23 protein-coding genes and 1 tRNA gene are annotated in these 24,230 nt (G+C 53.9%); 4 read left to right on the top strand and 20 right to left on the bottom strand.

All coding sequences use genetic code 11. The annotated features are described in order from the left end of the window. Positions 1–12 precede the first annotated feature (12 nt). The 7 genes from tfpZ to LG374_RS08125 all read right to left on the bottom strand — a co-directional run bounded on the left by tfpZ (position 13) and on the right by LG374_RS08125 (position 8,296). The gene (tfpZ, locus tag LG374_RS08170) at positions 13–750 is read right to left on the bottom strand and encodes a TfpX/TfpZ family type IV pilin accessory protein (RefSeq protein WP_225757227.1); all 738 of its coding nucleotides are present in this window, start codon (positions 748–750) and stop codon (positions 13–15) included. A 76-nt stretch (positions 751–826) separates the two neighbouring features. Then, positions 827–4,642 (bottom strand): fused MFS/spermidine synthase, encoded by a 3,816-nt coding sequence (locus LG374_RS08165; RefSeq protein ID WP_225757226.1) that lies wholly within the window; start codon positions 4,640–4,642, stop codon positions 827–829. 186 nt (positions 4,643–4,828) lie between these two features. Beyond that, entirely contained in the window at positions 4,829–5,269 is a 441-nt protein-coding gene (locus tag LG374_RS08160; protein ID WP_304518576.1) for a pilin, read from the bottom strand. A gap of 210 nt (positions 5,270–5,479) precedes the next feature. Beyond that, complete coding sequence (locus LG374_RS08150) at positions 5,480–5,986, bottom strand: pilin (protein WP_370639309.1); 507 nt, start codon at positions 5,984–5,986, stop codon at positions 5,480–5,482. 44 nt (positions 5,987–6,030) lie between these two features. Continuing rightward, a complete protein-coding gene (locus tag LG374_RS08140) occupies positions 6,031–6,474 on the bottom strand; it encodes a pilin (protein ID WP_304518575.1) in 444 nt (147 codons plus the stop codon). A gap of 20 nt (positions 6,475–6,494) precedes the next feature. Continuing rightward, positions 6,495–6,866, bottom strand: coding sequence for a hypothetical protein (locus LG374_RS08130; protein ID WP_225757225.1), 372 nt, complete (start codon positions 6,864–6,866; stop codon positions 6,495–6,497). Beyond that, positions 6,863–8,296: a DASS family sodium-coupled anion symporter gene (locus tag LG374_RS08125; protein ID WP_225757224.1), complete on the bottom strand. Its 1,434-nt coding sequence runs from the start codon at positions 8,294–8,296 to the stop codon at positions 6,863–6,865. The genes LG374_RS08130 and LG374_RS08125 overlap by 4 nt, the downstream gene beginning before the upstream one ends. Positions 8,297–8,529: 233 nt before the next feature. Here LG374_RS08125 and rpsO point away from each other — a divergent pair, with 233 nt between their 5' ends. The 3 genes from rpsO to LG374_RS08110 all read left to right on the top strand — a co-directional run bounded on the left by rpsO (position 8,530) and on the right by LG374_RS08110 (position 11,018). Further along, positions 8,530–8,796: a 30S ribosomal protein S15 gene (gene rpsO / locus LG374_RS08120; protein WP_006985646.1), complete on the top strand. Its 267-nt coding sequence runs from the start codon at positions 8,530–8,532 to the stop codon at positions 8,794–8,796. A 21-nt stretch (positions 8,797–8,817) separates the two neighbouring features. After that, positions 8,818–10,899 (top strand): polyribonucleotide nucleotidyltransferase, encoded by a 2,082-nt coding sequence (gene pnp, locus LG374_RS08115; protein ID WP_225757223.1) that lies wholly within the window; start codon positions 8,818–8,820, stop codon positions 10,897–10,899. Positions 10,900–10,927: 28 nt separating this feature from the next. After that, positions 10,928–11,018 (top strand) — tRNA-Ser (locus LG374_RS08110). Between the two features lie 435 nt (positions 11,019–11,453). Here the strand turns inward: LG374_RS08110 and LG374_RS08105 are convergent. From LG374_RS08105 to LG374_RS08085, 5 genes are read right to left on the bottom strand one after another with little or no spacing between them, the layout of a single operon-like run. Next, entirely contained in the window at positions 11,454–12,590 is a 1,137-nt protein-coding gene (locus LG374_RS08105) for an AAA family ATPase (protein WP_225757222.1), read from the bottom strand. Between the two features lie 2 nt (positions 12,591–12,592). Next, entirely contained in the window at positions 12,593–13,390 is a 798-nt protein-coding gene (locus LG374_RS08100; RefSeq protein ID WP_225757221.1) for an RNA ligase family protein, read from the bottom strand. A gap of 52 nt (positions 13,391–13,442) precedes the next feature. Then, entirely contained in the window at positions 13,443–13,880 is a 438-nt protein-coding gene (locus LG374_RS08095; protein WP_225757220.1) for an META domain-containing protein, read from the bottom strand. Continuing rightward, positions 13,877–14,392, bottom strand: a complete 516-nt coding sequence (locus tag LG374_RS08090; RefSeq protein WP_225757219.1) for a YhcB family protein — start codon at positions 14,390–14,392, stop codon at positions 13,877–13,879. Before LG374_RS08090 ends, LG374_RS08095 begins: the two co-directional genes overlap by 4 nt. Positions 14,393–14,416: 24 nt before the next feature. Further along, positions 14,417–15,196: a hypothetical protein gene (locus tag LG374_RS08085; protein WP_225757218.1), complete on the bottom strand. Its 780-nt coding sequence runs from the start codon at positions 15,194–15,196 to the stop codon at positions 14,417–14,419. 97 nt (positions 15,197–15,293) lie between these two features. On the opposite strand from LG374_RS08085, the gene LG374_RS08080 reads away from it, so the two are divergent. Further along, entirely contained in the window at positions 15,294–15,521 is a 228-nt protein-coding gene (locus LG374_RS08080) for a succinate dehydrogenase assembly factor 2 (protein WP_225757217.1), read from the top strand. Here the strand turns inward: LG374_RS08080 and mvaD are convergent. The 8 genes from mvaD to kdsB all read right to left on the bottom strand — a co-directional run bounded on the left by mvaD (position 15,518) and on the right by kdsB (position 24,007). Next, positions 15,518–16,510 carry a diphosphomevalonate decarboxylase gene (mvaD, locus tag LG374_RS08075; protein WP_225757216.1) on the bottom strand — a complete coding sequence of 331 codons (993 nt, stop codon included), beginning with the start codon at positions 16,508–16,510 and terminating at the stop codon, positions 15,518–15,520. The genes LG374_RS08080 and mvaD overlap by 4 nt on opposite strands. Positions 16,511–17,089: 579 nt before the next feature. After that, positions 17,090–18,910, bottom strand: a complete 1,821-nt coding sequence (gene nrdD, locus LG374_RS08070) for an anaerobic ribonucleoside-triphosphate reductase (RefSeq protein ID WP_225757215.1) — start codon at positions 18,908–18,910, stop codon at positions 17,090–17,092. A 1-nt stretch (position 18,911) separates the two neighbouring features. Then, a complete protein-coding gene (nrdG, locus tag LG374_RS08065; RefSeq protein WP_225757214.1) occupies positions 18,912–19,364 on the bottom strand; it encodes an anaerobic ribonucleoside-triphosphate reductase activating protein in 453 nt (150 codons plus the stop codon). A gap of 241 nt (positions 19,365–19,605) precedes the next feature. Beyond that, positions 19,606–20,181: a DUF2167 domain-containing protein gene (locus LG374_RS08060; protein ID WP_225757213.1), complete on the bottom strand. Its 576-nt coding sequence runs from the start codon at positions 20,179–20,181 to the stop codon at positions 19,606–19,608. Beyond that, positions 20,178–20,816: a ribonuclease T gene (gene rnt, locus LG374_RS08055; RefSeq protein WP_225757212.1), complete on the bottom strand. Its 639-nt coding sequence runs from the start codon at positions 20,814–20,816 to the stop codon at positions 20,178–20,180. The genes LG374_RS08060 and rnt overlap by 4 nt, the downstream gene beginning before the upstream one ends. Before the next feature lie 21 nt (positions 20,817–20,837). Then, positions 20,838–21,437 carry a CDP-diacylglycerol--glycerol-3-phosphate 3-phosphatidyltransferase gene (pgsA, locus tag LG374_RS08050; protein ID WP_225757211.1) on the bottom strand — a complete coding sequence of 200 codons (600 nt, stop codon included), beginning with the start codon at positions 21,435–21,437 and terminating at the stop codon, positions 20,838–20,840. A 3-nt stretch (positions 21,438–21,440) separates the two neighbouring features. Continuing rightward, on the bottom strand, positions 21,441–23,267 hold the full coding sequence (gene uvrC / locus LG374_RS08045; RefSeq protein WP_225757210.1) for an excinuclease ABC subunit UvrC: 1,827 nt from the start codon (positions 23,265–23,267) through the stop codon (positions 21,441–21,443). Then, positions 23,264–24,007: a 3-deoxy-manno-octulosonate cytidylyltransferase gene (kdsB, locus tag LG374_RS08040; RefSeq protein WP_225757209.1), complete on the bottom strand. Its 744-nt coding sequence runs from the start codon at positions 24,005–24,007 to the stop codon at positions 23,264–23,266. The genes uvrC and kdsB overlap by 4 nt, the downstream gene beginning before the upstream one ends. Positions 24,008–24,230: the final 223 nt, after the last annotated feature.

The raw sequence follows: 24,230 nt of genomic DNA, 5'->3' as shown, positions 1-24,230 counted from the left end.
TAAAAATAGTTGCTACCATGGACGCAAATCAGCGATAGCCAGAATTTTTTGCTTTTTACGCGACACAAGTACTGTCATATCCATATCGCTTCCTATCATCGGTATGAAGCCGTCTGCATCGGGATATTCACGTTTCATGGCTGCAATGGCTGCCGCCGTATTGTAACGTTCCAACTCATCCAGCGGCTTAACTTCCTTATCAATATGCTGCCAATTCCCATCAAGCGGGATAAATAGCTCGGCTCGCTGCGCAGGTGAGCCATGCCCTTCCAGTTCTTGCCATAACCAGTCTGATTGCTCCACCTTATCTTTCGCTGGCCGTACCAATGCCCATCCCGGGCTTCCCCATGAATTGCCGGAGAAAGGCGGCTTGGCATGGTCATACTGCATATCAAGCGCAGAAACCAGTTCGACCCGATAAATATTGATGACCTGCCAAGCGGGGCGCCCTTCGGCAATATGCCAAATGCCATATATCAACGCAATAAATTGAATGATAATGACAGCAGTCAAATCAAACCACACTCCTTTCTTCCCTTCTTTAGCGAGGAATAGTGTCATTAGGGGACCCGCAATAACATCAATACATAGCAATAATAAAAAAACATGCGAAACACCAACAGCTTTAGCTAAAAGACCGGGATACCATACAGCATAGACCGTAAATGCAGTCAGACTACCAATCGCAAAGGACAAACAGAGGTGATTCAGGAAATAACGGGCACGAAAAGAATGATTCTTAAAAAACATAACTTTCCCTTCTATACAAATAAATAAAGCCCGGTAATTTACTGAAACACAACAAACTACCGGGATAACGCCATTATCAACGTGGCGCAGTTATGGACTCAGGCATTATTTGTCCTTCACTGTCACCCATCAGAGTGGCTTTTGCCTCATTTTGCAATTTTTCCAACATCCCGATGTTAATAGCAAAAGCATCGTAAGATACTGCGTTGCCTTTAGGTGTTGCGTACTCCAAGTAGAGATTGTTGTCAGTTGAGACAAAGAATGCCGGATTACGCAGCGTTTGCGCCAAATAATCAACGCCTTCCGGAGCAAGAAGTACACCTTCTTGTAACCGTTTTTCTGTTTCTGTCAGCATTGTGTCACCTGCTACGGCCGTACCATCAAGGTGATACAAATTAGTTGCGCTATCTGCGTTACTTGCGACTAATACCCCCTGCCCACCAATAACATAGAGCCAGACGTAACGAAATTCTTGATGCAAGGTATTGATAAGATAGAGCAGATCCATCGGGCGCATATGGTGTATTTGCACCCATTGCTGCAAAATGCCGTCATCATGCAAACGAGTCTTCACCAGTTGGTAAAACTCACGGTTGTATAAATTGGCTGCACCGGCAAACCAGATACTGGTGAGTTCCATACTAATCAGGTCATAACGCTTGCTCTGCGTCAGTAGATAATTACGACCGTCGGTGTAGTACATATCTACATTGTCTTTCTGTGAGACAAGTCCGTTAATATCGCCAAAGTGTTTATTCGCTAAGGCCACAATGTCGGGAGAGAGTTCGGCAATATCCAAGCGGGCAAAATCATGATCATGCAAAACACGCGCTGAGTTACCCGTGCCATAGCCAATGACCAGTGCATTTTCCCGCTTGGGCTGGTGCAAGAGCGGCACTTCGGCAAAGGCTTTCTGTGCTTCAGTTTCATTTGCATTATTGCCTTGGAATTTACCGTTAGTAAGCAACGTCAGTGTGACATGTGCTTTTCCATCGACAGCAACCTCTTCCAAGCGGTTAACCGTCGTCAAGCCTCCCTGAACACTTTCCCTGAAATCAATGACATCACCACGCAAGGTTGGCGCGAAATATACGTTAGCACCAGTTGCGATTTTGTTCAGATTCCATTGTGCCGGATACACCCATAATGCGAACAACACGGCAAGTAGCGTTACTGCTGCACTACCACGCTGCACTGTGCTGTTGTAGCGGAACATTTGTGGCCAGGCAACACGGGCAGCCCATGCCATATAAAGCGCAAGCAATAGGGAGATTACTGCCAATATCAACAACAAGCGGTTCGAACCCCACCAGTTAAGGAAAACGAATCCTGCTAGAAGGACACCTGTGATGTTGCCAAGGGTATTACACAGACCGGCAATCCCTAATCCTGTAGCGTCGCCACGATTTTTCAGCCAATCAGAGGCCAGAGCCATGGTTGCCGGATAACCCAAGCCAATAAAGACCGCTGACGGCATCATGATGATGGCACAGACACCACTTCGTATAATTTCCCGCGCCAAGAAATCAAGATGTTGATACTCTTGCATCGGGCCAAAGAACGAGAAATACGCGGCTAGGCCATCCCATTGGAAAGCAGAAATTACGATCGTGAAGAAAATACCCAACTGTGCAATAGCAGCAATAATTGGATCAGTAGTCAGGAAACGTAACTTCCCATAGGCAAAAGAGCCAATTCCAAGACCAAGAAGGAATGTACCTAACATCAGGCCAAAGGCGTACACACTGTTACCTGCAATAATCGCCAACATATGCATATTGGTGATTTCCAAAGCAAGCGAAACAATGCCGCCAACGGAAATTAACCACAAGGCAGCCAACCCCAGGCGACGTTGTTGCCAAGCGTTATATGGTGGCAACGCTATATGGCCAGTTTTCTCTTCTGGCAAGGAAAGAATCTGCTCGTTTTTCTTTATCGCTAATGCTTTCAAACGGTCAATCGCATACAGTGCAATCATTAGACTGAATAACGCTGCCAAACGAATAGAACTCAGTAGACCGAAAGTTGGCAAAATGATGTAGGCTCCCGCCAATGCACCGAACGCAGCACCAATAATATTGGCCGTATACAAACCGGCAATAATATTGCCTCGTCCGGGCAGATGACCGCGCAGGAACTTAAACATGATGGGCAGGGTCGTCCCCATAAGGATTGTTGGAATACCAAGAACCGCCACACCAAGTAGTATGCGCCATAACGTCAAGGTCGGTGCATCAGGACGGACATCAGCGGCAAGCACAACATAAATATGCTCAATCCATTTGAATAGTGTCGGCGTTGTGAGCGCATAAGCACCTATAGCCGCCTCAAACAGTGCGTACCATTTAAGCGGGCTACGTACTCGGTCAGCAACTATACCGCCCAACCAGGTCCCCAATGCCATGCCCCCCATATAAGTGGCCATAACGGTATATGCAGCCAACGCGGTACCGCCGAAAATCACGCCAAGATGCTTCGCAAAGACAACTTCATAGAGCAATCCCGCAAAGCCTGAACAAACGAAGAGGCCAAACACCCAGCGGACGGAAGCTAAATTCTGCTGTGCTACTGTTTTTATTGGCCGTAACGAAGCCAGCCATTCAGTTTCTGTCGGCGATGGCATCTGCCACACGACCCGCAAGAAGGCAATGAATCCCCAAATAAAGAGAACTGCACTAACAAGCGAAAAAAGCTGCACAAACCACAGATTTTCGCCAAGGAAAATGCGGGTTGCGGCAGCATGCAGCATAATTTCCCATAGCGCCGCACTGAGCGCACAGGCCCACCACACACTACGTTTATAAAACTGCCAGCCACGCGGATTAATTAACGCTGTCCCCAGGGCAATACAGAATGGCATAGCAACAATCAAGTCAATCAGATAGTGTTCGCCAATCGCCATCGTCGCAATAAAAGTTAAGACCGCAAAAAAACAAGCAGCATAAAACCAGACTTTGCGTGACAGGCACGCCGTTGCTAGCACAATCAACATGGCGCCGGTAAAGTGCATGGAAGGCATGCCATTACGCAAAGTCGGCGAGATAAGAATTCCCCCGCCTGCAGGATAAGCCAACATAAATTCAAGATTATGCGGATAATTTTCACCAAAGGCGTATTTGGGGCCAACAACCGGCGTAAAACAATAGAGCGCAAAAGCTAACAAGAATGGCACCACCAGCATACGCAGAGCATTTAGCGATACTGTTTTACGCTCCCTATAAACCAAACCCAGCATCAATAAAATAAATATGGATAAAAACTCATACGTCACATAAACTAATGTTTGCCACGCCGGAGGAGTACTTTCAAATGAAGAATATAACCATCCTGCAAAACCATAATAGGCCATATCCATCTTGATAAGGTCAGTATCAATAGCCTCCGGCAAAAGGACTGTACTAAGTTGCAGCGCATCATTAGTCGCAGAACCCAGTGACAGATTAACGATGGTCAAACACAAAAAACCCAAGACAAACTGTTTATCTTGCTCTGTTTTTTGGTAGCCGAACCATTTATGCAAAGGCGATATGTAAATAACAAAAGTTATCAATGAAATTGTACCTATCGCCCATAACATTATTGCCAAGCGCTGAGCTGCACTAGCCCCAGTTAAAGGATCAATAAAATATTGTAACCAATAAGATATAAAGCCAATAATTAGAGCAACTATCATTAGCTTATTGGAGAAAGGAAATAGCTTTCCTAGCCATAGGATTGTCCCTGTAATGCCGAAATACACCCCGACGTTATTAAATACAAAGGGCATATCCTGGGAAAATGGATTCTCAAAAGAAAGCCCCCAGCCATCAGGATTAAAAAAAGCAGTAACGCTTATAGTCATACTTACTGCCATTAAAATACAGACACATGCCCAAAATTTAAAATAACGCATTCTACACTCCATAAAAATGCTACCGACCATCTACATCAATGGTCAAACGAGAAATCAACTTTTCCCTTAAATCCTAACACTTTGTTGCAGCGATAGGCCGCAATGCGTCATCAATTAAAAGAAGCTGCTAACAAAGAAGAAAGCCGTAATGACTACGGCTTTCTTATTATTTTATATCATTAAGAACTAGTCGCGGCAGCTGGAAGGCAGGAAGCGATCGTTCACACTGGATTTACAGGTCCAAGCGTAGGCACCGCTGGTTTCTGTGCCTTGCAAAATGAGTTCAGCACCGCTAATGCGGGCTGAAACGCCACTGCTTTTCATCAGCGCCCTAATATTACCATTGCTGCCACTGGCTGATACAGTTACACTCGCAACATATTTTCCTGCAATATCGCTGGGAGCCGGAATACCTGCTTCAGTATTGGAGCTAGGCCACGCACCTTTATTAGAGCGGTATTCAGTTACCGAACTCTTTTGTCCTCCTGCCAAATTCAATCCTTCCGTCATTTGTGAACGTGCCAGATAGTCTTGATAAGAAGGCAGTGCAATAGCCGCCAATATGCCAATAATAGCGATAACGATCATTAGTTCAATGAGCGTAAAGCCTTTTTGATAGTTTTTCATAAATTATCCTTTATGTTAAGTTTCTGATTTTATGCGAATAACATCCGCAATATTACCACAGCAAGTTATATGCCAGCATCTATAAACTTATAGAAAACGTAAGGATAGTGTGTACGAACTTTGGCATGACTTATTTAGTATAATTTCAAATTTGCTAAAAGAACAGGAAGATGCTGTTTTTTTTCAGCTTCTTTGTATTGCACACTTACATTACTGGCGACAAATAGATGGTAAATAGCGGGTATCAACGTCAGACACGCAATTCCAAATTGAAATATCAGCATTGTCAACCGGTATTAATCCCACCTTCTTTCCTCGCAGTGGCGCGGCGACATCACTGGCACGAAGCGTCGCTGTAATTGCTCCCGGCCTTGCTGCGCCAAAAATATCTTTACCCACCTCAACCTGCTGCACATATTTACCACGAATTTCCAACGCATCAATCTCAATACCGGCAGTACCGTTATCTATCGGCCATCTACCCTGATTAACACGGTATTCGCTAACCGTTGTTTTGATACCTCCGAGTAACTGAATAGCTTCTGCCGCTTGAGTCCTAGCAATATAGGTTTGATATGCCGGAATGGCTATTGCCGATAAAATACCTACAATGGCAATAACCACCATCAGTTCAATGAGCGAAAAACCTCCCTGCTTTTTATCCCGTTTTCTCATCATTTTCACCCTGTAATTTGTAAATGCGATTAAAAAAGCCACACGTTAGTGTGGCTTTTTATCTTTATGCCTAAGCAGCTAAAGAATCAGCTGTCACGGCAAGAAGACGGGAGGTATTTGCTAGAAGCAGAAGATTTACAGGTCCAAGTGTAAGAACCGCTGGTTTCAGTACCGGTCAAGGTCAGGCTTTCACCTTTGATTTTATCAGAAACGCCTGAAGATTTAATAAGGGCATTGATAGTACCAGCAGAGTTAGTACCAGCAACAGTTACGCTGGCAACGTATTTACCGGTGATATCGGCAGGAGCGGCAATACCAGCTGCGGTGTTGTCGCTCGGCCAAGTGCCTTTGTTAGAACGATATTCAGTTACAGAAGCTTTCTGACCACCAGCGAGGTTCATGGCTTCAGACATTTGGGTACGAGCGATATAGTCTTGGTAAGCCGGCAGAGCGATAGCAGCCAAGATACCGATAATAGCGATAACGATCATCAGTTCGATAAGGGTGAAGCCTTTTTGCATTTTTTTCATGGGTTACTCCATTTAAGATTTCAGGTTTGAATAACAGCTTTCGCTGTGGTTAGTAACAGCGTTTGCTGTTGAGAACCTATATGCCAGCAGCGTGCCATTTTATATTTTTTATTTATTTTCAATGTGTTAAAAAGATAGCCTGTAGTCATTCCTCCGCTTTTACCATTTTTACTTCGTGTTTTCAGGTGGTATGACAAGTAGCAAAGCGACAATTTTTTGCTGCCGTCTGACGCTTTCTTTCCCGCCAGCAACCTTTCCCGACGGTTTTGACACTTTTTGTTGGCAAGGTGTCGCTGTTGGTACAACACGCGCCATGCCATTCTGTTTTGCAGGATGCCATAGGCGATAAAAAAGCCCGCCGAAGCGGGCCCATATAAGCTGGATGGGATCATTTGAGAATGACGTAGTAGGCGAAAAGCGCCACCACAGCGATACTGACGAAGTTGAGCACGAGGCCGGCGACAAACATGTCGCGTGATTTGATTTCGCCCGTGCCCATGACCAGCGCGTTTGGCGGGGTCGCAACCGGCAGCATGAAGGCGCATGACGCACCGATACCGATCACCAGCACCAGCACTTCTTTCGGCAATCCCATTTTTTCAGCAACCGCCGCAAAGACCGGTACTAGCAATGCAGCAGAAGCGGTATTACTGGTAAATTCAGTGAGAAAGATGATGAAGGTAGCCACGATAAAGATGACAATGAGCGGCGAAACACCACCAAGTTTGGCTGCGAGCATTTGCCCGATTTCTAGCGAAGCACCAGATGCGCCGAGAACGTTGCTCAGGGTAATGCCGCCACCGAAGAGGAGCAGTACGCCCCAGTCCGCATTGTCAGTCACCTCTTTCCAGCTGGCGAGCCCCAACACCACGACGGCGATGATGGCGCAGAGGGCAACGAAGGTGTCTGGCGAGGTGATATTGAGCGCGGCTTTAATCTGGTTGCCACAAATCCAGGCTGTAGCGGCCGCGACGAAAACGACAAGCGTCAGTACGCGCTGTTTGGTCCACGGGATAGGTTCCGCATTGCTTTGCTGAATTTTCTGCTTAAAGTTCGGCTTGCAGACAATGTAAAGCGTGATGAACATCGCAGGCATCAGGATAAGGGTAACGGGCAAGCCAACTTTCATCCAGGCGACAAAGTCCATATCCAGCGCTTTGGCGGCGATGGCGTTCGGCGGTGAACCTTGCAACATCCCCATACCGCCGATACTCGCGGAATAGGCAACGGAGAGCAGAACGAAGACGCGTGTACCGCGATCATTTTTATCTACTGAAGACAAGAGGCCGATCGCTAGCGGCAGAATCATCGCTGCCGTCGCAGTGTTGGAAATCCACATTGACAGGAAAGCGGTGATGAAGCAGAGGCCGATGGTAGACCACAACATACTCGATCCCGCCGCCTGGATAATGATGCTGGCGATCTTCTTATCGATCTTCTGTACCTGCAACGCAGTCGCCAAGGCGAACCCGCCAAGGAAGAGGTAGATAATCGGATCGGCGAAGCCGGCAAGCGCCGCTTTCATCGTCATCGCTTTCTCAAAAGTGCCATCAGGGTTCATCTTTTCCGGCATATGCAGTAGCAGGGCGCCGATGGGAATCATGATGGCAGTCAAACTGATGTGAACTGCTTCCGTAAACCAGAGGATGGCGACAAAAATCAGCAGCGCCAATCCCTTGTTGGCCTCATTGTTATAAGGCAGATACTGGTACGACAACCATGCAACAACGAAAGCAGCGACAATGATGCCCAAGCCGGTCACAATACCGGGGGGAAAAAAGCCCTTAATCTCGTTGGAAGTGACGGGAGAATTAACAGACATAACGGGTTCCTCTCAAAATTATTGCCCGCGCTTAATATAAAGCAGCGCAAGTGATGAAAGGAAGCGGAAAATACTAAATTTTTCACATCATCATAGATATTTAGCAAAAGCAGCATCAATTATCCACATCCCTGCGCATTCCTTGCTTTTACGTAACCGGCACCGTAAAATCCGCGCTCTTTTCACAGGCCCAACGCCATCGGCAAAGTGAAACTTAATCGGAGACTATCAATATGCTTACCGCTGAACAAAAAAGCGAAATCATCAAAAAATATCAACGCAAAGAAGGGGACAGTGGCTCTACTGAAGTGCAAGTTGCCCTTTTGACTGCACGTATCCTTGACTTGCAACAACATTTCGAAACCCACAAAAAAGACCACCACTCCCGTCGTGGTCTGCTGAAAATGGTCAGCCAGCGCCGCCGCCTCCTTGACTACTTCAAACGCGTCAACTACGACGGCTACCGCAAACTCATCGCTGACCTCGGTCTGCGCCGCTAATCCTGAGAAGAGACTGCCAGCGTGAAAGAAAGCATTACCTTTACCTACGGGAACCATCAAGTAATCCTGGAAAGCGGCGAAATTGCCCGTCAGGCCGACGGTGCTGTCATCGTCAACATGAACGGTACCGTCGTTCTCGTGACTGCCGTTGCGAAAAAAACCGTCGCTGAAGGACAAGATTTCTTTCCGCTGACCGTTGATTACCAAGAAAAATCCTACGCCGCCGGCCGCATCCCCGGCGGCTACTTTCGCCGCGAAGGCCGGCCAAGCGAGAACGAAACCCTCATTTCCCGCCTGATTGACCGCCCACTGCGCCCACTCTTCCCTGAAGGCTTCTTCAACGAAGTACAGGTTATCGCCAGCGTGATGTCGGTCAATCCCGATGTAAACCCTGACATTCCGTCCATGATTGGCGCATCCGCCGCACTCGCCCTATCCGGCGTGCCGTTCAATGGCCCTATTGGAGCTGCGCGTGTCGGTTACAAAAATGGCAACTATCTGCTTAACCCGTCCGACAAAGAATTATTGGCTTCCGACCTTGACCTCGTCGTCGCTGGAACTGAAAGCGCCGTGTTGATGGTCGAATCACAAGCGAACGAATTATCCGAAGAAATCATGCTTGGTGCCGTCATGTTCGGACACGAGCAAATGCAAACGGCCATCAACGCCATCCGCGAACTGGCCGCCAAAGCGGGCAAACCTGCTTGGGACTGGCAGGCAGAACCGCAAGACGAGGCCCTGCACGACAGAGTCCGCGAACTGACCCGCGACAAACTTATCGCTGCCTACCAAATCGCCGATAAACTCGAACGCCAAAACACCGTTGCCACCATTCACGAAGAAGCACAAACAGCCCTGGTTAGCGAAGACGGCTGGACCGCTGCAGCCGTTGGCAACGCCGTACATGAACTCGAATACCGCGTAGTGCGTGACCGCATCCTTGCCAAAGAACCCCGCATTGACGGCCGTGACACCGTTACCGTCCGCCCTATCACCATCCGCACCGGCGTTCTGCCGCGCGTACATGGTTCCGCCCTATTCACCCGTGGCGAAACCCAGGCACTGGTCGTGACCACCCTCGGCACCAGCCGCGACGCACAAATCATTGACGCACTCACCGGAGAATATCGCGACATCTTCATGCTGCACTACAACTTCCCACCATTCAGCGTTGGTGAAGTTGGCCGTGTCGGCTCACCCAAACGCCGCGAAATTGGGCATGGCCGCTTGGCACGCCGTGGCGTCACCGCTATCCTGCCGAAAGAAAGCGACTTTCCCTACACCATCCGCGTCGTCTCGGAAATTACCGAATCTAACGGCTCCAGCTCAATGGCATCTGTTTGCGGCACCAGCCTCGCCCTGATGGACGCAGGCGTACCCGTCAAAACGCCGGTGGCGGGCATTGCTATGGGCTTGGTCAAAGAAGGTGACCGCTTCACTGTCCTCACTGACATCCTAGGTGATGAAGACCACCTTGGCGATATGGACTTCAAAGTTGCCGGTTCCGTGAACGGCGTGACAGCCTTACAAATGGACATCAAAATTGATGGCATCACCCGCGAAATCATGGAGCAGGCGTTGACCCAGGCTAAAGCAGGACGCCTGCACATCCTGGAAGTCATGAATCAAGCCATTGCTGCACCGCGCGCGGAAATCTCTGAATTTGCACCGCGTTTCACCACCATGCGTATTGACGTCGAGAAAATCAAAGACGTCATCGGTAAAGGCGGGGCGACCATCCGCAGCATCACCGAAAGCACCGGTACCACCATCGAAATTGAAGATGATGGCACCATCAAAATTGCTGCTGTGGATAAAACTGCTGCCGATGATGCCCGCCGTATCATCGAAGAAATCACCGCTGAACCGGAAATCGGCCGTATCTATGATGCCAAAGTCGTGAAAATTACCGATTTTGGTGCCTTTGTCGCTTTCCTGCCCGGCAAAGAAGGCTTGGTTCACGTCTCGCAAATCGCTGATTACCGCGTGACCAACGTTGAAGACGAATTGAGCGTTGGTCAGGAAGTCAAAGTCAAACTGCTGGAAATCGACCGGCAGGGACGTGTGCGACTTTCTATCAAAGAGGCAAAAAATCCGCTATAATCCGCGCCCGTTTTACATGACATACCCCGGAGAGATGGCAGAGCGGTCGAATGCGCACGCCTGGAAAGTGTGTATACGTTAATAGCGTATCGGGGGTTCGAATCCCCCTCTCTCCGCCACTTTATATGCATCCGCAACTTTTTTGAGTTGCGGATTTTTTTGTATGCATCGCTCGCTAGCAGTCGTCAGAATCTGCTCTGGCAAACAGAAAATAGTGGAGGGAGGTAGGAGAAACCACCGTTCAAACCATGCGGATAGCCGCTGAAACTCCCTTACCCATCGGGGTTTTATCGTCATTAGGCTATTTCATACCAAGCACAGAAATTTTTGTCGTTTCAAATGGCAATGAGACAAGGCAGCGAGCCGAAGACGGTACAAATAGTACGGCGAGGCGCGCCAATACCACTCCGTTCTATTTGAAACGACTATAAACCGGGAAGGCGGTACGCCGAAGACGGTAAAGGCTGTACGGCACAGGTTTTCTATAAAAATCGCTGTGTCTTTCATAGATGCCTACTCTGGCATACCAACACCATTATTTTCTGGGCTCGCCATCAGTTGCCGGTAACGAGATAAGTCAGTTCATGCGCTTCGCTGTAATCGGGGATATCTAGTTTGTCAAGCAGGTGACTGATGACAGTTTCCGGCACGGGATGTTCGCGGTTGCGATTTTGTTGCAGCAGTTGTGTGTAGGGCACTTCGAGGTAGTGCAGGTGGATGCGGGCGTGGTAGTCGGCGAAAAGCCCCGTCCATTTGTCGCGGATATCACGGCTGATGTTGGTGGCGTTGAAAATGAAGGGCTGGCCGGCGCGCAGGTAGCTACGCGCCTGTTCTTTCGCCTGCTGGATAACGCGGCCATTACCTTTTTTGTCAGTTGGATCAATACCGGCGGCGCGACGGATGTCATCAAGCGAGAGAATGGGCAGTTCTCGGTAATGCATGCGGATATGGGTATCTTTGCCGCTGCCCGGCAGGGCACTCAAGATGTACACATCGCTTTTCAGGTCGTCGTAGGGCATGTAGTCGGGGTAACTGTCCGGGTTGTTGAGGTAGTGGTAGCGGGCGAGTGCGCTCGCAAAAAGGCGCGGCTGGCCATAGCAGTCGTTTTCGCGGCAGAGTTCGGCGAAGAGGTCTATGCGGGTGAGCAGGGTGTCGGCATCCTGGCAGATGCGGCCATGGATATCGGCACGGGCAAGCAGTGTCAGCCAGTGGGTGTTCACTTGCAGGCTGGTGGCGATAACGCGGTGTGCGGGATGGGTTTTGTCGATGGCCCACAGCGGCAGGCCGTGCCAGCGCACAAGTTTGGCGATACTTTCGCGCACGGTAAAGGGCGTGGGAATATCGGTGTAGAGAATGCGGCGCGCACTGTACTCTCCTTTTTTGGCATGGCGCGGCGAGGTGATGCGGGTTTTGCCATTGATGGTTTCGCGGGTCGTCGTGCTACGTTTTTCGATGTCGTGCATGAGGGCAGCGGCAAAGAGGATATGCTGCGCTTCTTCGTCCAGCGCCTGGTAGTCCGCTTGCTCAAGCAACGCGGCGACAACCATTTTGGTATGGGTGAGGACGTCGCCTTCACCGTGCCATTCGGGATCTTGCGGCACGCCGGCCATGTCTGCCAGCCACGGGTAGGCAGCGGTGAGGTTCGACCAATCGGGGTCGTGCCCGGGGTGGTAGTGCGGGAAGGTCCACATGTTCAGTTGCTCCGATAGGCGTAGGCGTCCCAGCCGTATTTCTGATAGTCAATGAGACGAGCGGGCTGCCAGGTTTTGCTCCAATGGGTGTCAGTTTTGACATGTTTGGCGCGCACGAGTTTGCAGAGGTTGTCGAATTCGTTTGCGGCGACGGGCAGGTCGCCGTTGTTAGTGAGGTAGCCGTCACGGTTGCGGATGACGAAGCCTTCGCAGCAGGGCGCGCCGCTTGCCGGGTCGTAGCCGCCAAGCGCGCCGGCGGTCTCGACGGCATCTGTCCACGGCATGCCGAGGTTGGCGGTGAGCCAGTCGGCAAGGATGCGGTTTTCGTCGCGTTTGTCGTCGTAGAGGGCGGAAAGCGGCGTGGTGATGGGAATTTCAGGGACGGTCGGGAAATCGAACAGGGCGGCGTAATACTGCACTTCTTCCCAACCAAGCCAGCGCCCGCCTTGGCGCACGGCAAAGAGGTAATAGTAGGATTCGAGGGCGTGGTAAGCGATGGAATGGACGCCGTAGAGGTTTTCGCCGAAGACTTCGAGGTCGCCGAGGTCGTGGCGGATATGCTGCCAGCGTTCGCGCAGGGGTTTGTCCCACGGGTGCTGGCTGGGGGCGGCGTGTGAGCGGGCGAAGACGCCGTAGCGGTTAAAGCAGTTGTTTTGGCCGTCGAGTTTTTCAGTGAGGACGAGGGCAGGCTTTTGCGCAAAGCTGCGCACGTAACCGGCGGGCATGAAGCGGTCGTCCGAGTTTGTGCCGAGGCTGATGTGGGCGTGCAGGCTGCGCTGGTATTTTTCGCTGATCGTCATGGGGTTCGGGGTTAAAAAAACGCCGCTGACGCGGCGTCTGTTGTCAGTAGGTTTAGGGACCGGGGCGGTAGCGCAACTCTATCCCATCGCCGCTGAGGGTGAGGGTATTGCCGTCGCGACGAATGCTCTTGGTCGCATTCAGCGCTTTGATGTAGTCGCTTTCAAGGCGCATCGCCTCCATGTTGCCCGCCATCAGGGTGATGGTGGTTTCGCCGGTGTGTTCAATGGTGTTACCGCGTATTTTCACGGGGGCGTTGTATTGGTTGATGACCGAGGTGCCGGTAAAGGCATCTTTATTTGCCGTATTCAGGGTGATTTTGCCGGCGGCAGTGTTGAGGGCTTTGCCATCGGCTTGTCCTGATTCGAGCACCCACTGCCCTTGCGTATTGCCACCGGTATCGGTGGTCGGGTCATGGCTGTTCATGCCTCCGCTCTGGCAAGCGCCGAGCAAGAGGGCGACACTGGCGAGGAGGATTTTTTTGCTTTTCATAGGGTTTGCTCCCGGTTGTTGTGAATGTGACGTTTGACGGCTTCCTGCGGGGTTTCGTTTTTGTCGCCCGTAGCGGCCTCTGTCGGCATCGGTGCTGCCATAGCTGGTTTAGCCGCAGGCGCAGGGGCAGGCTTGTTGGCGGCGGATTCGGCCGCTTCGTGTTCTTGTGCGAGATACGATAGGGTAACGGTCTTGCCGCGCCGTTTTTCCAGTTGCTGTTTCAGCGCGTCTTTATCCATCAGGTCTTGCGCGCCGCTGCTCAGTTGGTTGAAGACATTTTTGTAGCTGTCGGTCAGCTGATCCACGGCGTCAGCGGTGCGCGCAAAGTGCTCGTTCACGCTGCTGCGGAAGCGGGCATAGGATTGTTTCAGGGCATCGCGTTCTTTACGCAGGGTTTCGGTTTCTTCTGCCGCGTGCTGTTCGTTGCTCTGGTTGGTGCCTTTGATGATCCAGACAAGAACGGCGCCGATGAAAAAGCCGAGCGCGGCGGCAACGAGGACGGATGGGGTCATGTGTGCTCCTATGAATAAAAAAGGTTAATTGGCGGCGACCCGCTGAAAGATCAGGGTTTGCTCGCCGTCGCGTGTGGTGAGTTTTTTGCCGATGAAGCGGTCTTCCACGACGGCCTGGACGATGCTGGTATGGTCGTCGTGGCCATAATCGAGAATGGTGCCTGCCGGTGAGTTTTTGTGATAAAGGGCGCGGCACCCGGTCTTGTAGGTAGAAACGATGGCGTAAGCGAGATGACGATGCTGTGCGCATTTACTGAGGTGGTGATCGTCATGGTTATCGTGCCGGCGCATGAGGCCGGGGTTAAGCATTTGCGGCAAGAAGCGGTTGGCGGTATCGGCGTAGATTTCGGGAATCCCTGCCCGGATGCGCGCGGCATACCACGCTTCTGTGGCCAGCGCTTCTGCGACGGGATGTTCACTGATGCAGGGGATGACGCCGGGAACGCCGCTGACCAGGGTGATATTGGCCTCGGTGGTGTAGAGAACGGGATCGGCACCGGAGCTGTCGTTGACCAAGGCGCCAAAATGCAGGGCAGTGGCGGTGAAGTGGACGTCGCGGTTATCGATATGCGGCTCGATATGGGCGAGAAAGGTGGGGGCGGTTGAACGCGGCAGGCGCAGCAGGATGCCGTCCGCCCACGGGAAAACCCAAAGAAAGGCCAGTACTTTTCCTTCTTCATTGCAGTAGGTGGCATATGTCCAGTGCCCTTGCGCCAAGGCATTCAGATCGCCATCAAGTTGTTCTTGCAGGAAGCTGCCCGCCGAGATGCCATGCACTTTCAAAATGAGGGAATCGTCAATCATGGTGTTTTTCCTGTGGTTTTTTGTGGATTTTATGTAGCCGTATTATAGCCCCGGGCGATATACTTAAAAACTCTCTTTATGTCGATGAGGAAACATTATGAACCCAAGACTGGTCTGGCTGTCGCGTCGCGGTATCAAGGAACTGGATATTGTGCTGCAAGGTTATTTGCAGGATGACTACGCAGATGCGCCGCCTGCCGAACAGCAGGCTTTTGCCGCCCTGCTGGAATATCAGGACCCCGATATCCTTGACCGCCTCTTTCATGGCGTGGAAGACGACGATGCGCAGATCGCGGCACTGGTGCGGCGACTGCGGGGGCGCTAACCGGCAACAACAAAGGGATTGATACACACCGCCTGCGGGTAAGCGGCGCGCACCGCCGCTTCATCGCGCTGCTGATAGAGGATTTTGATGTTTGGCCCGGCATCGATGGTGGCGTAAATTTCAAGGCCGTCGGCACGCTGCTGCCAGAGGCGGTGCAGGGCATCAAGGCTCGCGCCGTGCAAATAACACAAGGCGGGACGAGCGGCGAGCATGGTGGCGTGCATAGCGAGAGCATTCGCTTCGGCGGTCGCAGCGAGGGTGGTGAAGTCGTTGGCATGAATAGCCGCTTCAATGGTGGCGAGATCGCGGGCGGCAGTCGTCGGCCAAGCGGCATAGAGCGGACTGGTGGCGGTGGTGTGGTTCATGCCATCGCCGCTCGTGGTTTTCTTTGCACCGCTGTCGATGGGTAGGAGAGCGATACGCAAATCCTGCCAGTCACTAACGATGGGCGCAGCGATGCTGTCGCTGCCGTCCGCCTGTTCACCTTTGTCCCATTTAACGAAACCGTGCCAAAGCGAACGCGCCGCACTACCGCTGCCGATGCGGGCGAGTGCAGAAAGGACGGCGTCGGGCAGGCCGAGCTGCCAGTACGCATTGAGCGCACGGGTGAGGGCGGCAAAACCGGAGGCGCTGGAAGCAAGACCGGCGGCGGTGGGAATGGTGTTTTCGCTGCTGATAGCCAGCGGCTGCGGTGCGCCCCGGCGGATGTGTTCGATGAAGGCGAAGGTGCGGCGGTGCAGGGGACTGTCTCCAGCTGCGCGTTCGCCGTTCAGGGTGATACTGTCGGCATCTGCCGCGCGAATGGTGGTACGGCTGCCATGGCTGCCAAGCGAGATGGAAAGACTGCCATTCACCGGCAAATTCAGCACACGGTCGCGCTTGCCCCAGTATTTGGCGAGCGCGATATTGGCGGGCGCATAGGCGGTGGCGGCTTCGAGGGGTTCAAGACGGGAAGGCAGGTAGGGAGCAAGGTAGTCGGCAGGGGTCATGAGAGATTCCGGAAGGGGTTGTGGCAAGACACGGTTTTTATCATAAAAGAGCGGGATATTGCCCCGCTCTTTTTATAGCCCTGCCTTGCGTACTCGACAAAATGATTTTTCATGGGTGTTTGCCATAATTCCCCCTTCCGTCGCTACGCGACACTTTGCCCCGCAAGCGGGGGAAGATTCTTTTTGCACAAGATTCAAGTTCGGGTACACGTCAAGCGGCGTAATTACTGGATCCGCCAAGCAGCGTAAACACTAGGCCTGCCAAGCGGCGTAATTACTGGGCTCGCCAAGCGGCGTAATTACTGGGCTCGCCAAGCGACGTAAACACTGGGCTCGTCAAGCGGCGTAATTACTGGGCTCGCCAAGCGAGATAAATCTTGGTTTTTTTATTCCCCCCTTCCGGCCTTCAACCACCTTCCCCCGCAAGCGGGGGAAGGGATTTTTTCCGTGCAAAATCTGGGATTGGGTAGCGCGTCAAGCGGGATAAAACCTGGGGTTGCAGTCCAGCGGGATAAACACGGGGCTTCCCAGCAAAAAGCGGGGCATGGCCCCACTTTTTTCCTTATATATGAAGATCCGTCAGGCGGCGTTCTCTGCCACTTCCCGTTGTCCCTGTTCCTGATGCTCACGGTGGTAGTGGCGCAGGGCGTGTTCGGCGCGGCGTCCCGCGCTGAAAGCGGAGACGCGTTTCAGGTAACCGATGACGCGGGTGCCGTAGTCGATATCGGTTGAGCCGCAGGCGCTGCACGCGGTCAGGGTGCGTTTGTCGATGTGGTTGCAGTCGTTGCAGATGGTGATGCGCACGTTAACGCAGAAGTAGTTGCAGCCGGTGTGCGCAGCGATGTCGAGCAGTTTGCGGTAGCCTGCTTGCGTGAGGGCTTCATCAAGGTTGAGGTGCAGCGCCGAACCGCCGTCCAGCCAGTCGATCAGTTCGCGGCCGTGCAGGATGAATTTGTCCAGCGCGTTTGTTTTGTGGTCGTCTTCGACGAGGTAGAAGTAGGAGTTGTAGCAGTCGCGCGCCACTTGGTAGCCGTCGCGTTTGTCCCAGGCGGCGTTTTTCACACCGAGGTTTTCCGCCGGCACAAATTCGGTGTTGTAGCGGACGCCGTAGGCTTTATTCGCGCGCTGGTTGGCGTGGTAGATGGTTTTCAGTTTTTCTTGCACGAAGGCGATGTAGGCGGGGTTGTTGCCGACGGTGATGCCCTGGGATTCGGCTGCTTCCGCCATGCCGTTGATGCCGATGGTGAGATATTGTTTGTCGAGGGTGATGAAGCCCGCGTCATAGACGGTGAGCATGCCGGCTTCAAGATATTCTTCCATCAGCTTGCGATAGGCGTACTGGTAGCGGTGGATTTTTTCGACTTCGCTCAGGAGGTCGCGCCCATCCTGCACGAGGCGGTTCATGTTGATGGTGATGACGTTGATGGAGCCGGTTGCCACGCCGCCCGCGCCGAGGGTGTAGCTGAAAGTGCGGTCTTCGATGGCGTTGCGCAGGCGGCAGCAGGAGGCCAGCGAGTCGGGGTTGTCGGACTGGTACACGAAGAAAGAGTTGCCAGCGGCAAGTTCGGCAGCCATGTGGTCGGCAAACGCCTGGTCTTTGCAGCGGCGGTTTTCGGTGAGCATGGCGACGGTGACGACCGGGAAGGTGAGGATGGCGCGCTTGCGCTCGGCGTTGAACCATCGCAGGAAGTAGTTTTGCAGTTTGGCGACGCTTTCCCAGTTGGGTTTGCTGAAGTCGGGGAAAACGAAGTCGCCGAACATGGCATCAAAGTAGTACTGGTCGTAGATGGAGATGTTCCAGAAGGCGCTCTGGTAGCCGCGCGCGGCAGCGGGCTGGTTGATGCTGTACACCACTTGTTGCAGGCAGTTGGCGATGTCGCGCTCGTGCGTCGTCAAGTAGTCGTCGCCGAAGTCTTTGCGCGCGAAGTGGTCAAAGTAGGTGAGGAATTCGACGGTCGCCACCGCACCGGCAAACTGCGAGCTGATGGCAAAGACGAGGTTGATGAACGAGCCGCAGAAGGAGGCGAGATGCTGCGGCGCTTTCGATTCGCCGCCAAGTTTGGTCAGGCCGTCGCGCAGGAAGGGGTACATGGAAATGGAAACGCAGTAGGGTTTGAGGCTGGTTTCGTCGTGGATGTAGATTTCGTGCGCCTCAATCTGGCGGATATATTCGGCGGCATCCGCGTCGCCAAAAATTTCGCGGATTTTGCGGCTGACTTGCGCGCGGTTCACCTGCACCATCAGGTCTTTCATCAGCTCGCTTTCCAGCGTGGCGATATTTTTCTGGGTGACGTTGGCGTTGGCGTCGAGTTTTGAGCCATCGGCGGCGTTGTGCGCACGCACGTAGTCATCCATAAAGTCCAGTTTCAGTTGAATCTGTTCGGGGGTCAGCCGCAGCATGTCAGTTCCTCCAAAAAAGTTGATTCAGCACTTCGCCATCGGCGGTGCGGATAAAGCGCTGGTTGGTGGCGGGGTCGTCCAGACCACCCCGCTCACGCCGCCAAGCGCCGGTTTTCAAAAAAGTGAGTTCCGCCCGGATGGCGGGGGGAACGTCATCGAGTCCGGTGTAAAGGCAGGTTTTCAACCCGGCGGCGCGTGCCGTGCGCAGGCAAGCCAGCAGCGCTTCGCCCTGCCATTCGCCGCCGAAGAAGAGGACGCAGGACAGCATTCCGGCGTAATCCTCAATGCGGCGTTGCAGACGAGCGGGGGTGAGCTCGTCGCCCTGGTCGGGGTTCCAGGTATAGGTGCTGTGGCAGCCGGGGCAGCGCAACGGACAGCCGACGATGGTGTAGGCGAGTGAAACCTCGCCCGGCACTTCCTGCCATACGATGTCTTCGTGCACATAGCGCAGCATGGTTGAACTTCTCCTGCTTTTTGCGGGTGGATAAAGTGAACTCATGGCTGAAACTACGTTTCAGCCATAATACGCAATATATAGTAGTAATCTATAACCAACACCTCAACATCTTGTGTATCTCAATATGCACCTCCGTATGTTTAATAAAGGTTTTATTAAGATTGACGATAAATTCCGTGCGATACGCGGGCAAAAAAAACGGCGGGGAGTTACCCCGCCGTCTTATCACTTGGCGTATTCAGATAAAGCGGTTCATCAACAGCAGGTTGATGAGGTTGCCCTCGGCGCGCCGGTCGCTTTTCGGATCGAAGCGTTCGTAGCGCAGGTTGTTCTGCGGGGTGATGACCCAGTTGTTCAGGTCGAGGCCATCCGTCGGGGTGCCGACCAGGGTCAGGACGATGGCACCGTTGCGTACCAGGCACATTTTGTAGAGGTTCAGGGCCGGGTCGCCGCTGACGCTCAGTTCGACGCCGTATTCGACGCAGCGGCTCGCGGGGTCATATTTCGGCGCAGGCGCGAAGGTTTTCCAGCGCACGGCGTCTTTGCCGGTAAGGCCGCTTTCCTGGTTGAGGATGTCGAGGTCTTCGCTGATGCCCTGACGGACGCGGGTCGGGTCAATCGGGGTGTTGTCGTCCACATAGCCGACGGGGCGGTAGCTCAGTTGCGCAAAGACGCTGCCGTCGCCGCCGCTCGGCAGGGCGATGGCAATGATGTCGCTAGCGTCGCCGAGATGTTCGCGGATGAAGGCTTGCTGTTCGGCATGGCTCAGGATTTTCCAGCCTTTGGGTGGGGTCAGGGTAGCAATGTCGGTCATGGGGTTTCCTCGTTATTCGGCCAGTTGTAGCCGATTTTGTCTGCCCAGGCGTTAATGATGTGGCAGAAGATGTCAGCAGTGAGTTCGGCGTCGTATTTGGCACCGTGGGCTTTTTGGCTGTCGTATTCGAAGCCGCCCTGTTTGGCGACGCGCGCCAGCACGGTTTGTCCGTAGGCGAGTGCGCCGAGGGTGACGGTGTCAAGGACGCTGAAGGGGTGAAAGGGGTTGCGCTTGTAGCCGGTGCGTTCGGCGAAGGCATTGATAAAGCCGAGGTCGAAGGTGGCGTTGTGCCCGACGAGGATGCTGCGGCTGCATTCTTGTTGTTTTTGGTAGGCGCGGATTTCGTCGAAGAAGCGTTCGGCCGCTTTGTCTTCGTGATAGGCGGGACGCAGCGGGTGAAATGGGTCGATACCGGTGATTTTCAGGGCTTCCGGGTCGATGTTGGCGCCGGCGAAGGGGTGGATGTGGTAGTGGATGGTGTGGGTGCGGGTGAGGTGGTTGTCGCTGTCGAAGTTGACGAGGACGGCAGCCACTTCGAGCAGCGCGTCTTTTTTCGCGTCAAAACCGCCAGTCTCAACATCGATGACGACCGGCAGGAAGCCGCGAAAGCGCTGGCTGATGAGGGTTTGGGGCATGTGTGGTTCCAATGGCGCGGCTCAGGTTTTTTCTTGCATGGCAGCGCGGAAGTAGTTGTAGGCGGCAGCGGTGTATTGCCACATGGAGAGGATGGTGAGGACGGAGGCGATGAGGATGAGCACCTGGCCGATACGCCAGATGGGCAGACCCAGCCAGTCTTCGCGGTAGATGAGGAAGCCCATCGAGAACATTTGCACGGTGGTTTTCCATTTGCCGATTTTGGCGACGGCGACGACGCCGCGATGCCCGATGCCGCTCATCCATTCGCGCAGGGCGGAAATCCAGATTTCCCGGCCGATGATGATAAGGGCGCAGAGCATGAGCCAGATGCTGGGGTTTTCTTTGATGAGGACGATGAGAACGGCGGCGACCATGAGTTTGTCGGCAACGGGGTCAAGGAAGGCGCCGAAGGCGCTTTCTTCTTTGAGGTGGCGCGCCAGCCAGCCGTCGAAGAAGTCGCTGAGGCAGGCGATGGTATAGACGCCGAGCGAGAGCCACTGGCCCCAACTGTGCGGATGGCAGTAGTAGGTGAAGATGAAGAGGGGGATGAGCACCATGCGCAGGATGGTGAGTTTCATCGCCCAGCCGCTGAGGAAATGTTTGGGGGGTGTGGGTGTCATGGGTCAGCCTTGTTCGTGAAGGGTGGCGTAGATTTCTTTGGCCAGGGTTTCGCTGACGCCGGGAACGCGTGCGAGTTCTTCGACGCCGGCAAGCCGGATTTGTGCCAATCCGCCGAAATATTTTAGCAGCGCTTGCCGGCGTTTGGCACCTACGCCGGGGATTTGTTCGAGCACGGACCGTTTGCTGTTTTTGGCGCGTCCGGCGCGGTGTCCGGTGATGGCAAAGCGGTGCGCTTCGTCGCGGATTTGCACGATGAGCTGCATCGCCTGGCTGTCCGGCGGCAGGTAGCGCGCGGTTTCTTCGTGCGGGAACCAGAATTGTTCGAGCCCGGCCTTGCGTCCCTGGCCTTTGGCGACGCCGACGAGGTGCACGCCGCTGATGCCGAGTTCGTTGAACACTTCCACCGCCTGGCGCAACTGTCCTTTGCCGCCGTCGATGAAGAGCACATCCGGCAGGACGCCGTCTTCTTTCCGAATACGCTCGAAGCGACGGCTGACGGTCTGACGGATGGCGGCGTAATCGTCGCCTGCTGCCACGTCGCGGATGTTGTAGCGGCGGTAATCGCTTTTCAGCGCGCCGCGATGGTCGAAAACGACGCAGGAAGCGACGGTTGCCTCGCCCTGGGTGTGGCTGATATCGATACATTCGAGGCGTTCGGGGATGTCCGGCCAGGCGAAGGCTTCGGCAAGCGCGGCGAAGCGTTGCTGCATGGTGAGTTTGCCGGTCAGACGCAGGCCGAGGCTGAGTTTCGCATTTTCTTCGGCGAGTTCCAGCCATTTGCGTCGCGTATCGCGCGGGTGGCTGTTTAGCGTGGTCTTGCGCCCGTTTTTCTCGCTGAGCCAGGCGGCGATGGTGTCGGCATCGGCCAGTTCATGGTTCAGAATCAACTGTGGTGGTGCCTGGCGCTCGTGGTAATACTGGGTGATGAAGGCGGCGAGGATATCCGCTTCCGGCGTTTCTTCCGGTAGCTTCGGGTAATACGCCTGCGAGGTGACGTTATGCCCGTCACGGTAAAACAGCACCTGCACGCAGGCCTCGCCGTAAGCGGTCGCCACTGCCAGCACGTCCACATCGGCCTCGCCCGCCACCATATGCTGCTTCTCGGTGGTCTTGCGCAGCTGAATCAACTGGTCACGCAGTAGCGCCGCCTGCTCGTAAGCGCGGTTTTCTGCCGCCGCTTCCATCTTGGTGGTGAGTTCCTGCAACAGCATGTCGCTCTTGCCGTTCAGAAAATCGCGGGTATGCGCGACCGTCTCCGCATAGGCGGCGCGGTCGATATAGTCGACACAGGGCGCGTAGCAACGCTCTATCTGATACTGCAAACAGGGACGGCTGCGGCTGGCGAAATAGCTGTCCTCACACTGGCGCACGCGGAATACCTTGGCGAGAATCTCCAGCGCATAACGCGCCGCCTGCACATTTGGATACGGCCCGAAATACTCGCCATCCTTGCGCGCGCCGCGATGCAGCGTCAGACGCGGGAACGCATGCGCACTGAGGTGGATATAGGGATAACTCTTGTCGTCGCGCAGCAGAATGTTGTACTTCGGCAGATGCGTCTTGATCAGATTATTCTCAAGAATCAGCGCCTCGGTCTCGCTGTGCGTAATCGTCGTATCAATATCCACCACCTGCCGCATCAGCACCCGCGTCTTGCCGCTCATGCCGCTTTCGCGGAAATAGCTCGACAAGCGGCTGCGCAGATTCTTCGCCTTGCCAACGTACAGCACCGTGCCGTCGCCGTCACGCATCTTATAGACGCCCGGCAGGGTGGCGACGTGGCTGAGAAACGTCTTCGGGTCGAAGCGGCGTTGATTGGACTCGCTCATACTCCGTCCAAAAGTGCCTCAACGCGCCGCACATCCTCCTCGCAGTCGACCCCTGGCGGTGGCGCCTCGCTCACCACGCCGACCGCGACGCGCAGCCCGTGTTCCAAAAAGCGCAACTGCTCCAGTTTCTCCGCCTCTTCCAGCGGCGTTGCCGCCAACAGCGGATAGCGCTTCAGCGCCGCAACACGATAGGCATAAATGCCGATATGGCGCAGATACGGAAACGCCGCATCAAACCCGCCTGCATCACGCACAAACGGGATCAGCGCACGGCTGAAATACAGCGCCAGCCCCTGCTGATCGCGCACTACCTTCACTGCCGTCGCCGCCGTCGGATCATCAGAGGCAGCAAACGGCGTGGCCAGCGTCGCCACCGCTGCCTCCGGATGCGCGCCTAGGGTTGCTGCCACCTCGCGAATCAGCGCCGGCGGCAACAGCGGCTCGTCGCCCTGCACATTAACGACGATGGTGTCATCCGCCCAGCCTTCCTTATCGGCAACCTCACACAGCCGTTCCGTACCATTGGCATGATCGCTGCGCGTCGCCACCACCTGCACCGGCTCACCGACAAGCGCGGCAGCAATGCGCGCATCATCATGCGCAACCCATACCGGGAAACTGCCCTGCACCGCCTGCCGCGCCGTGCGCACCACCATCGGCAGCCCGGCAATCAGACGCAGCGGCTTGCCGGGCAGGCGGGTGGAAGCAAAACGGGCGGGGATAACGACGACGGTGTTCATAAGGGTGTTCCTGGATTAAAGCGGGAAAGCGGCATTGTACCTGCGGCACGCGGAGAAGGATGCCAGATGGCGCCAAGCGGTGTAGTTGCTGGGTCTCGTAGAGACGTTGCCTGCAACTTCTCAAAATCAAGAAAACGCCTGGTTTTCCCGCTTGCGGTCGTTCTTAGCAAGAATGCAAAAAGCAGGCAGCGTCTGCTTGATGGGCGAAAGCCCATCCTACGTG

Origin of the sequence: Cardiobacterium sp. Marseille-Q4385, assembly GCF_916618745.1 — a bacterium.
In the GTDB taxonomy this organism is placed as follows: Bacteria; Pseudomonadota; Gammaproteobacteria; order Cardiobacteriales; family Cardiobacteriaceae; genus Cardiobacterium.
Note: the sequence above shows the minus strand (reverse complement) of the source record. Positions and strands in the feature narration are given on the sequence as shown.

Coding starts and splice junctions, on each gene's coding strand:
- tfpZ (WP_225757227.1), bottom strand. CDS start 750: ATGTTTTTTAAGAATCATTCTTTTCGTGCCCGTTATTTCCTGAATCAC.
- LG374_RS08165 (WP_225757226.1), bottom strand. CDS start 4,642: ATGCGTTATTTTAAATTTTGGGCATGTGTCTGTATTTTAATGGCAGTA.
- LG374_RS08160 (WP_304518576.1), bottom strand. CDS start 5,269: ATGAAAAACTATCAAAAAGGCTTTACGCTCATTGAACTAATGATCGTT.
- LG374_RS08140 (WP_304518575.1), bottom strand. CDS start 6,474: ATGAAAAAAATGCAAAAAGGCTTCACCCTTATCGAACTGATGATCGTT.
- LG374_RS08130 (WP_225757225.1), bottom strand. CDS start 6,866: ATGATCCCATCCAGCTTATATGGGCCCGCTTCGGCGGGCTTTTTTATC.
- LG374_RS08125 (WP_225757224.1), bottom strand. CDS start 8,296: ATGTCTGTTAATTCTCCCGTCACTTCCAACGAGATTAAGGGCTTTTTT.
- rpsO (WP_006985646.1), top strand. CDS start 8,530: ATGCTTACCGCTGAACAAAAAAGCGAAATCATCAAAAAATATCAACGC.
- LG374_RS08105 (WP_225757222.1), bottom strand. CDS start 12,590: ATGTGGACCTTCCCGCACTACCACCCCGGGCACGACCCCGATTGGTCG.
- LG374_RS08100 (WP_225757221.1), bottom strand. CDS start 13,390: ATGACGATCAGCGAAAAATACCAGCGCAGCCTGCACGCCCACATCAGC.
- LG374_RS08095 (WP_225757220.1), bottom strand. CDS start 13,880: ATGAAAAGCAAAAAAATCCTCCTCGCCAGTGTCGCCCTCTTGCTCGGC.
- LG374_RS08090 (WP_225757219.1), bottom strand. CDS start 14,392: ATGACCCCATCCGTCCTCGTTGCCGCCGCGCTCGGCTTTTTCATCGGC.
- LG374_RS08085 (WP_225757218.1), bottom strand. CDS start 15,196: ATGATTGACGATTCCCTCATTTTGAAAGTGCATGGCATCTCGGCGGGC.
- LG374_RS08080 (WP_225757217.1), top strand. CDS start 15,294: ATGAACCCAAGACTGGTCTGGCTGTCGCGTCGCGGTATCAAGGAACTG.
- mvaD (WP_225757216.1), bottom strand. CDS start 16,510: ATGACCCCTGCCGACTACCTTGCTCCCTACCTGCCTTCCCGTCTTGAA.
- nrdD (WP_225757215.1), bottom strand. CDS start 18,910: ATGCTGCGGCTGACCCCCGAACAGATTCAACTGAAACTGGACTTTATG.
- nrdG (WP_225757214.1), bottom strand. CDS start 19,364: ATGCTGCGCTATGTGCACGAAGACATCGTATGGCAGGAAGTGCCGGGC.
- LG374_RS08060 (WP_225757213.1), bottom strand. CDS start 20,181: ATGACCGACATTGCTACCCTGACCCCACCCAAAGGCTGGAAAATCCTG.
- rnt (WP_225757212.1), bottom strand. CDS start 20,816: ATGCCCCAAACCCTCATCAGCCAGCGCTTTCGCGGCTTCCTGCCGGTC.
- pgsA (WP_225757211.1), bottom strand. CDS start 21,437: ATGACACCCACACCCCCCAAACATTTCCTCAGCGGCTGGGCGATGAAA.
- uvrC (WP_225757210.1), bottom strand. CDS start 23,267: ATGAGCGAGTCCAATCAACGCCGCTTCGACCCGAAGACGTTTCTCAGC.
- kdsB (WP_225757209.1), bottom strand. CDS start 24,007: ATGAACACCGTCGTCGTTATCCCCGCCCGTTTTGCTTCCACCCGCCTG.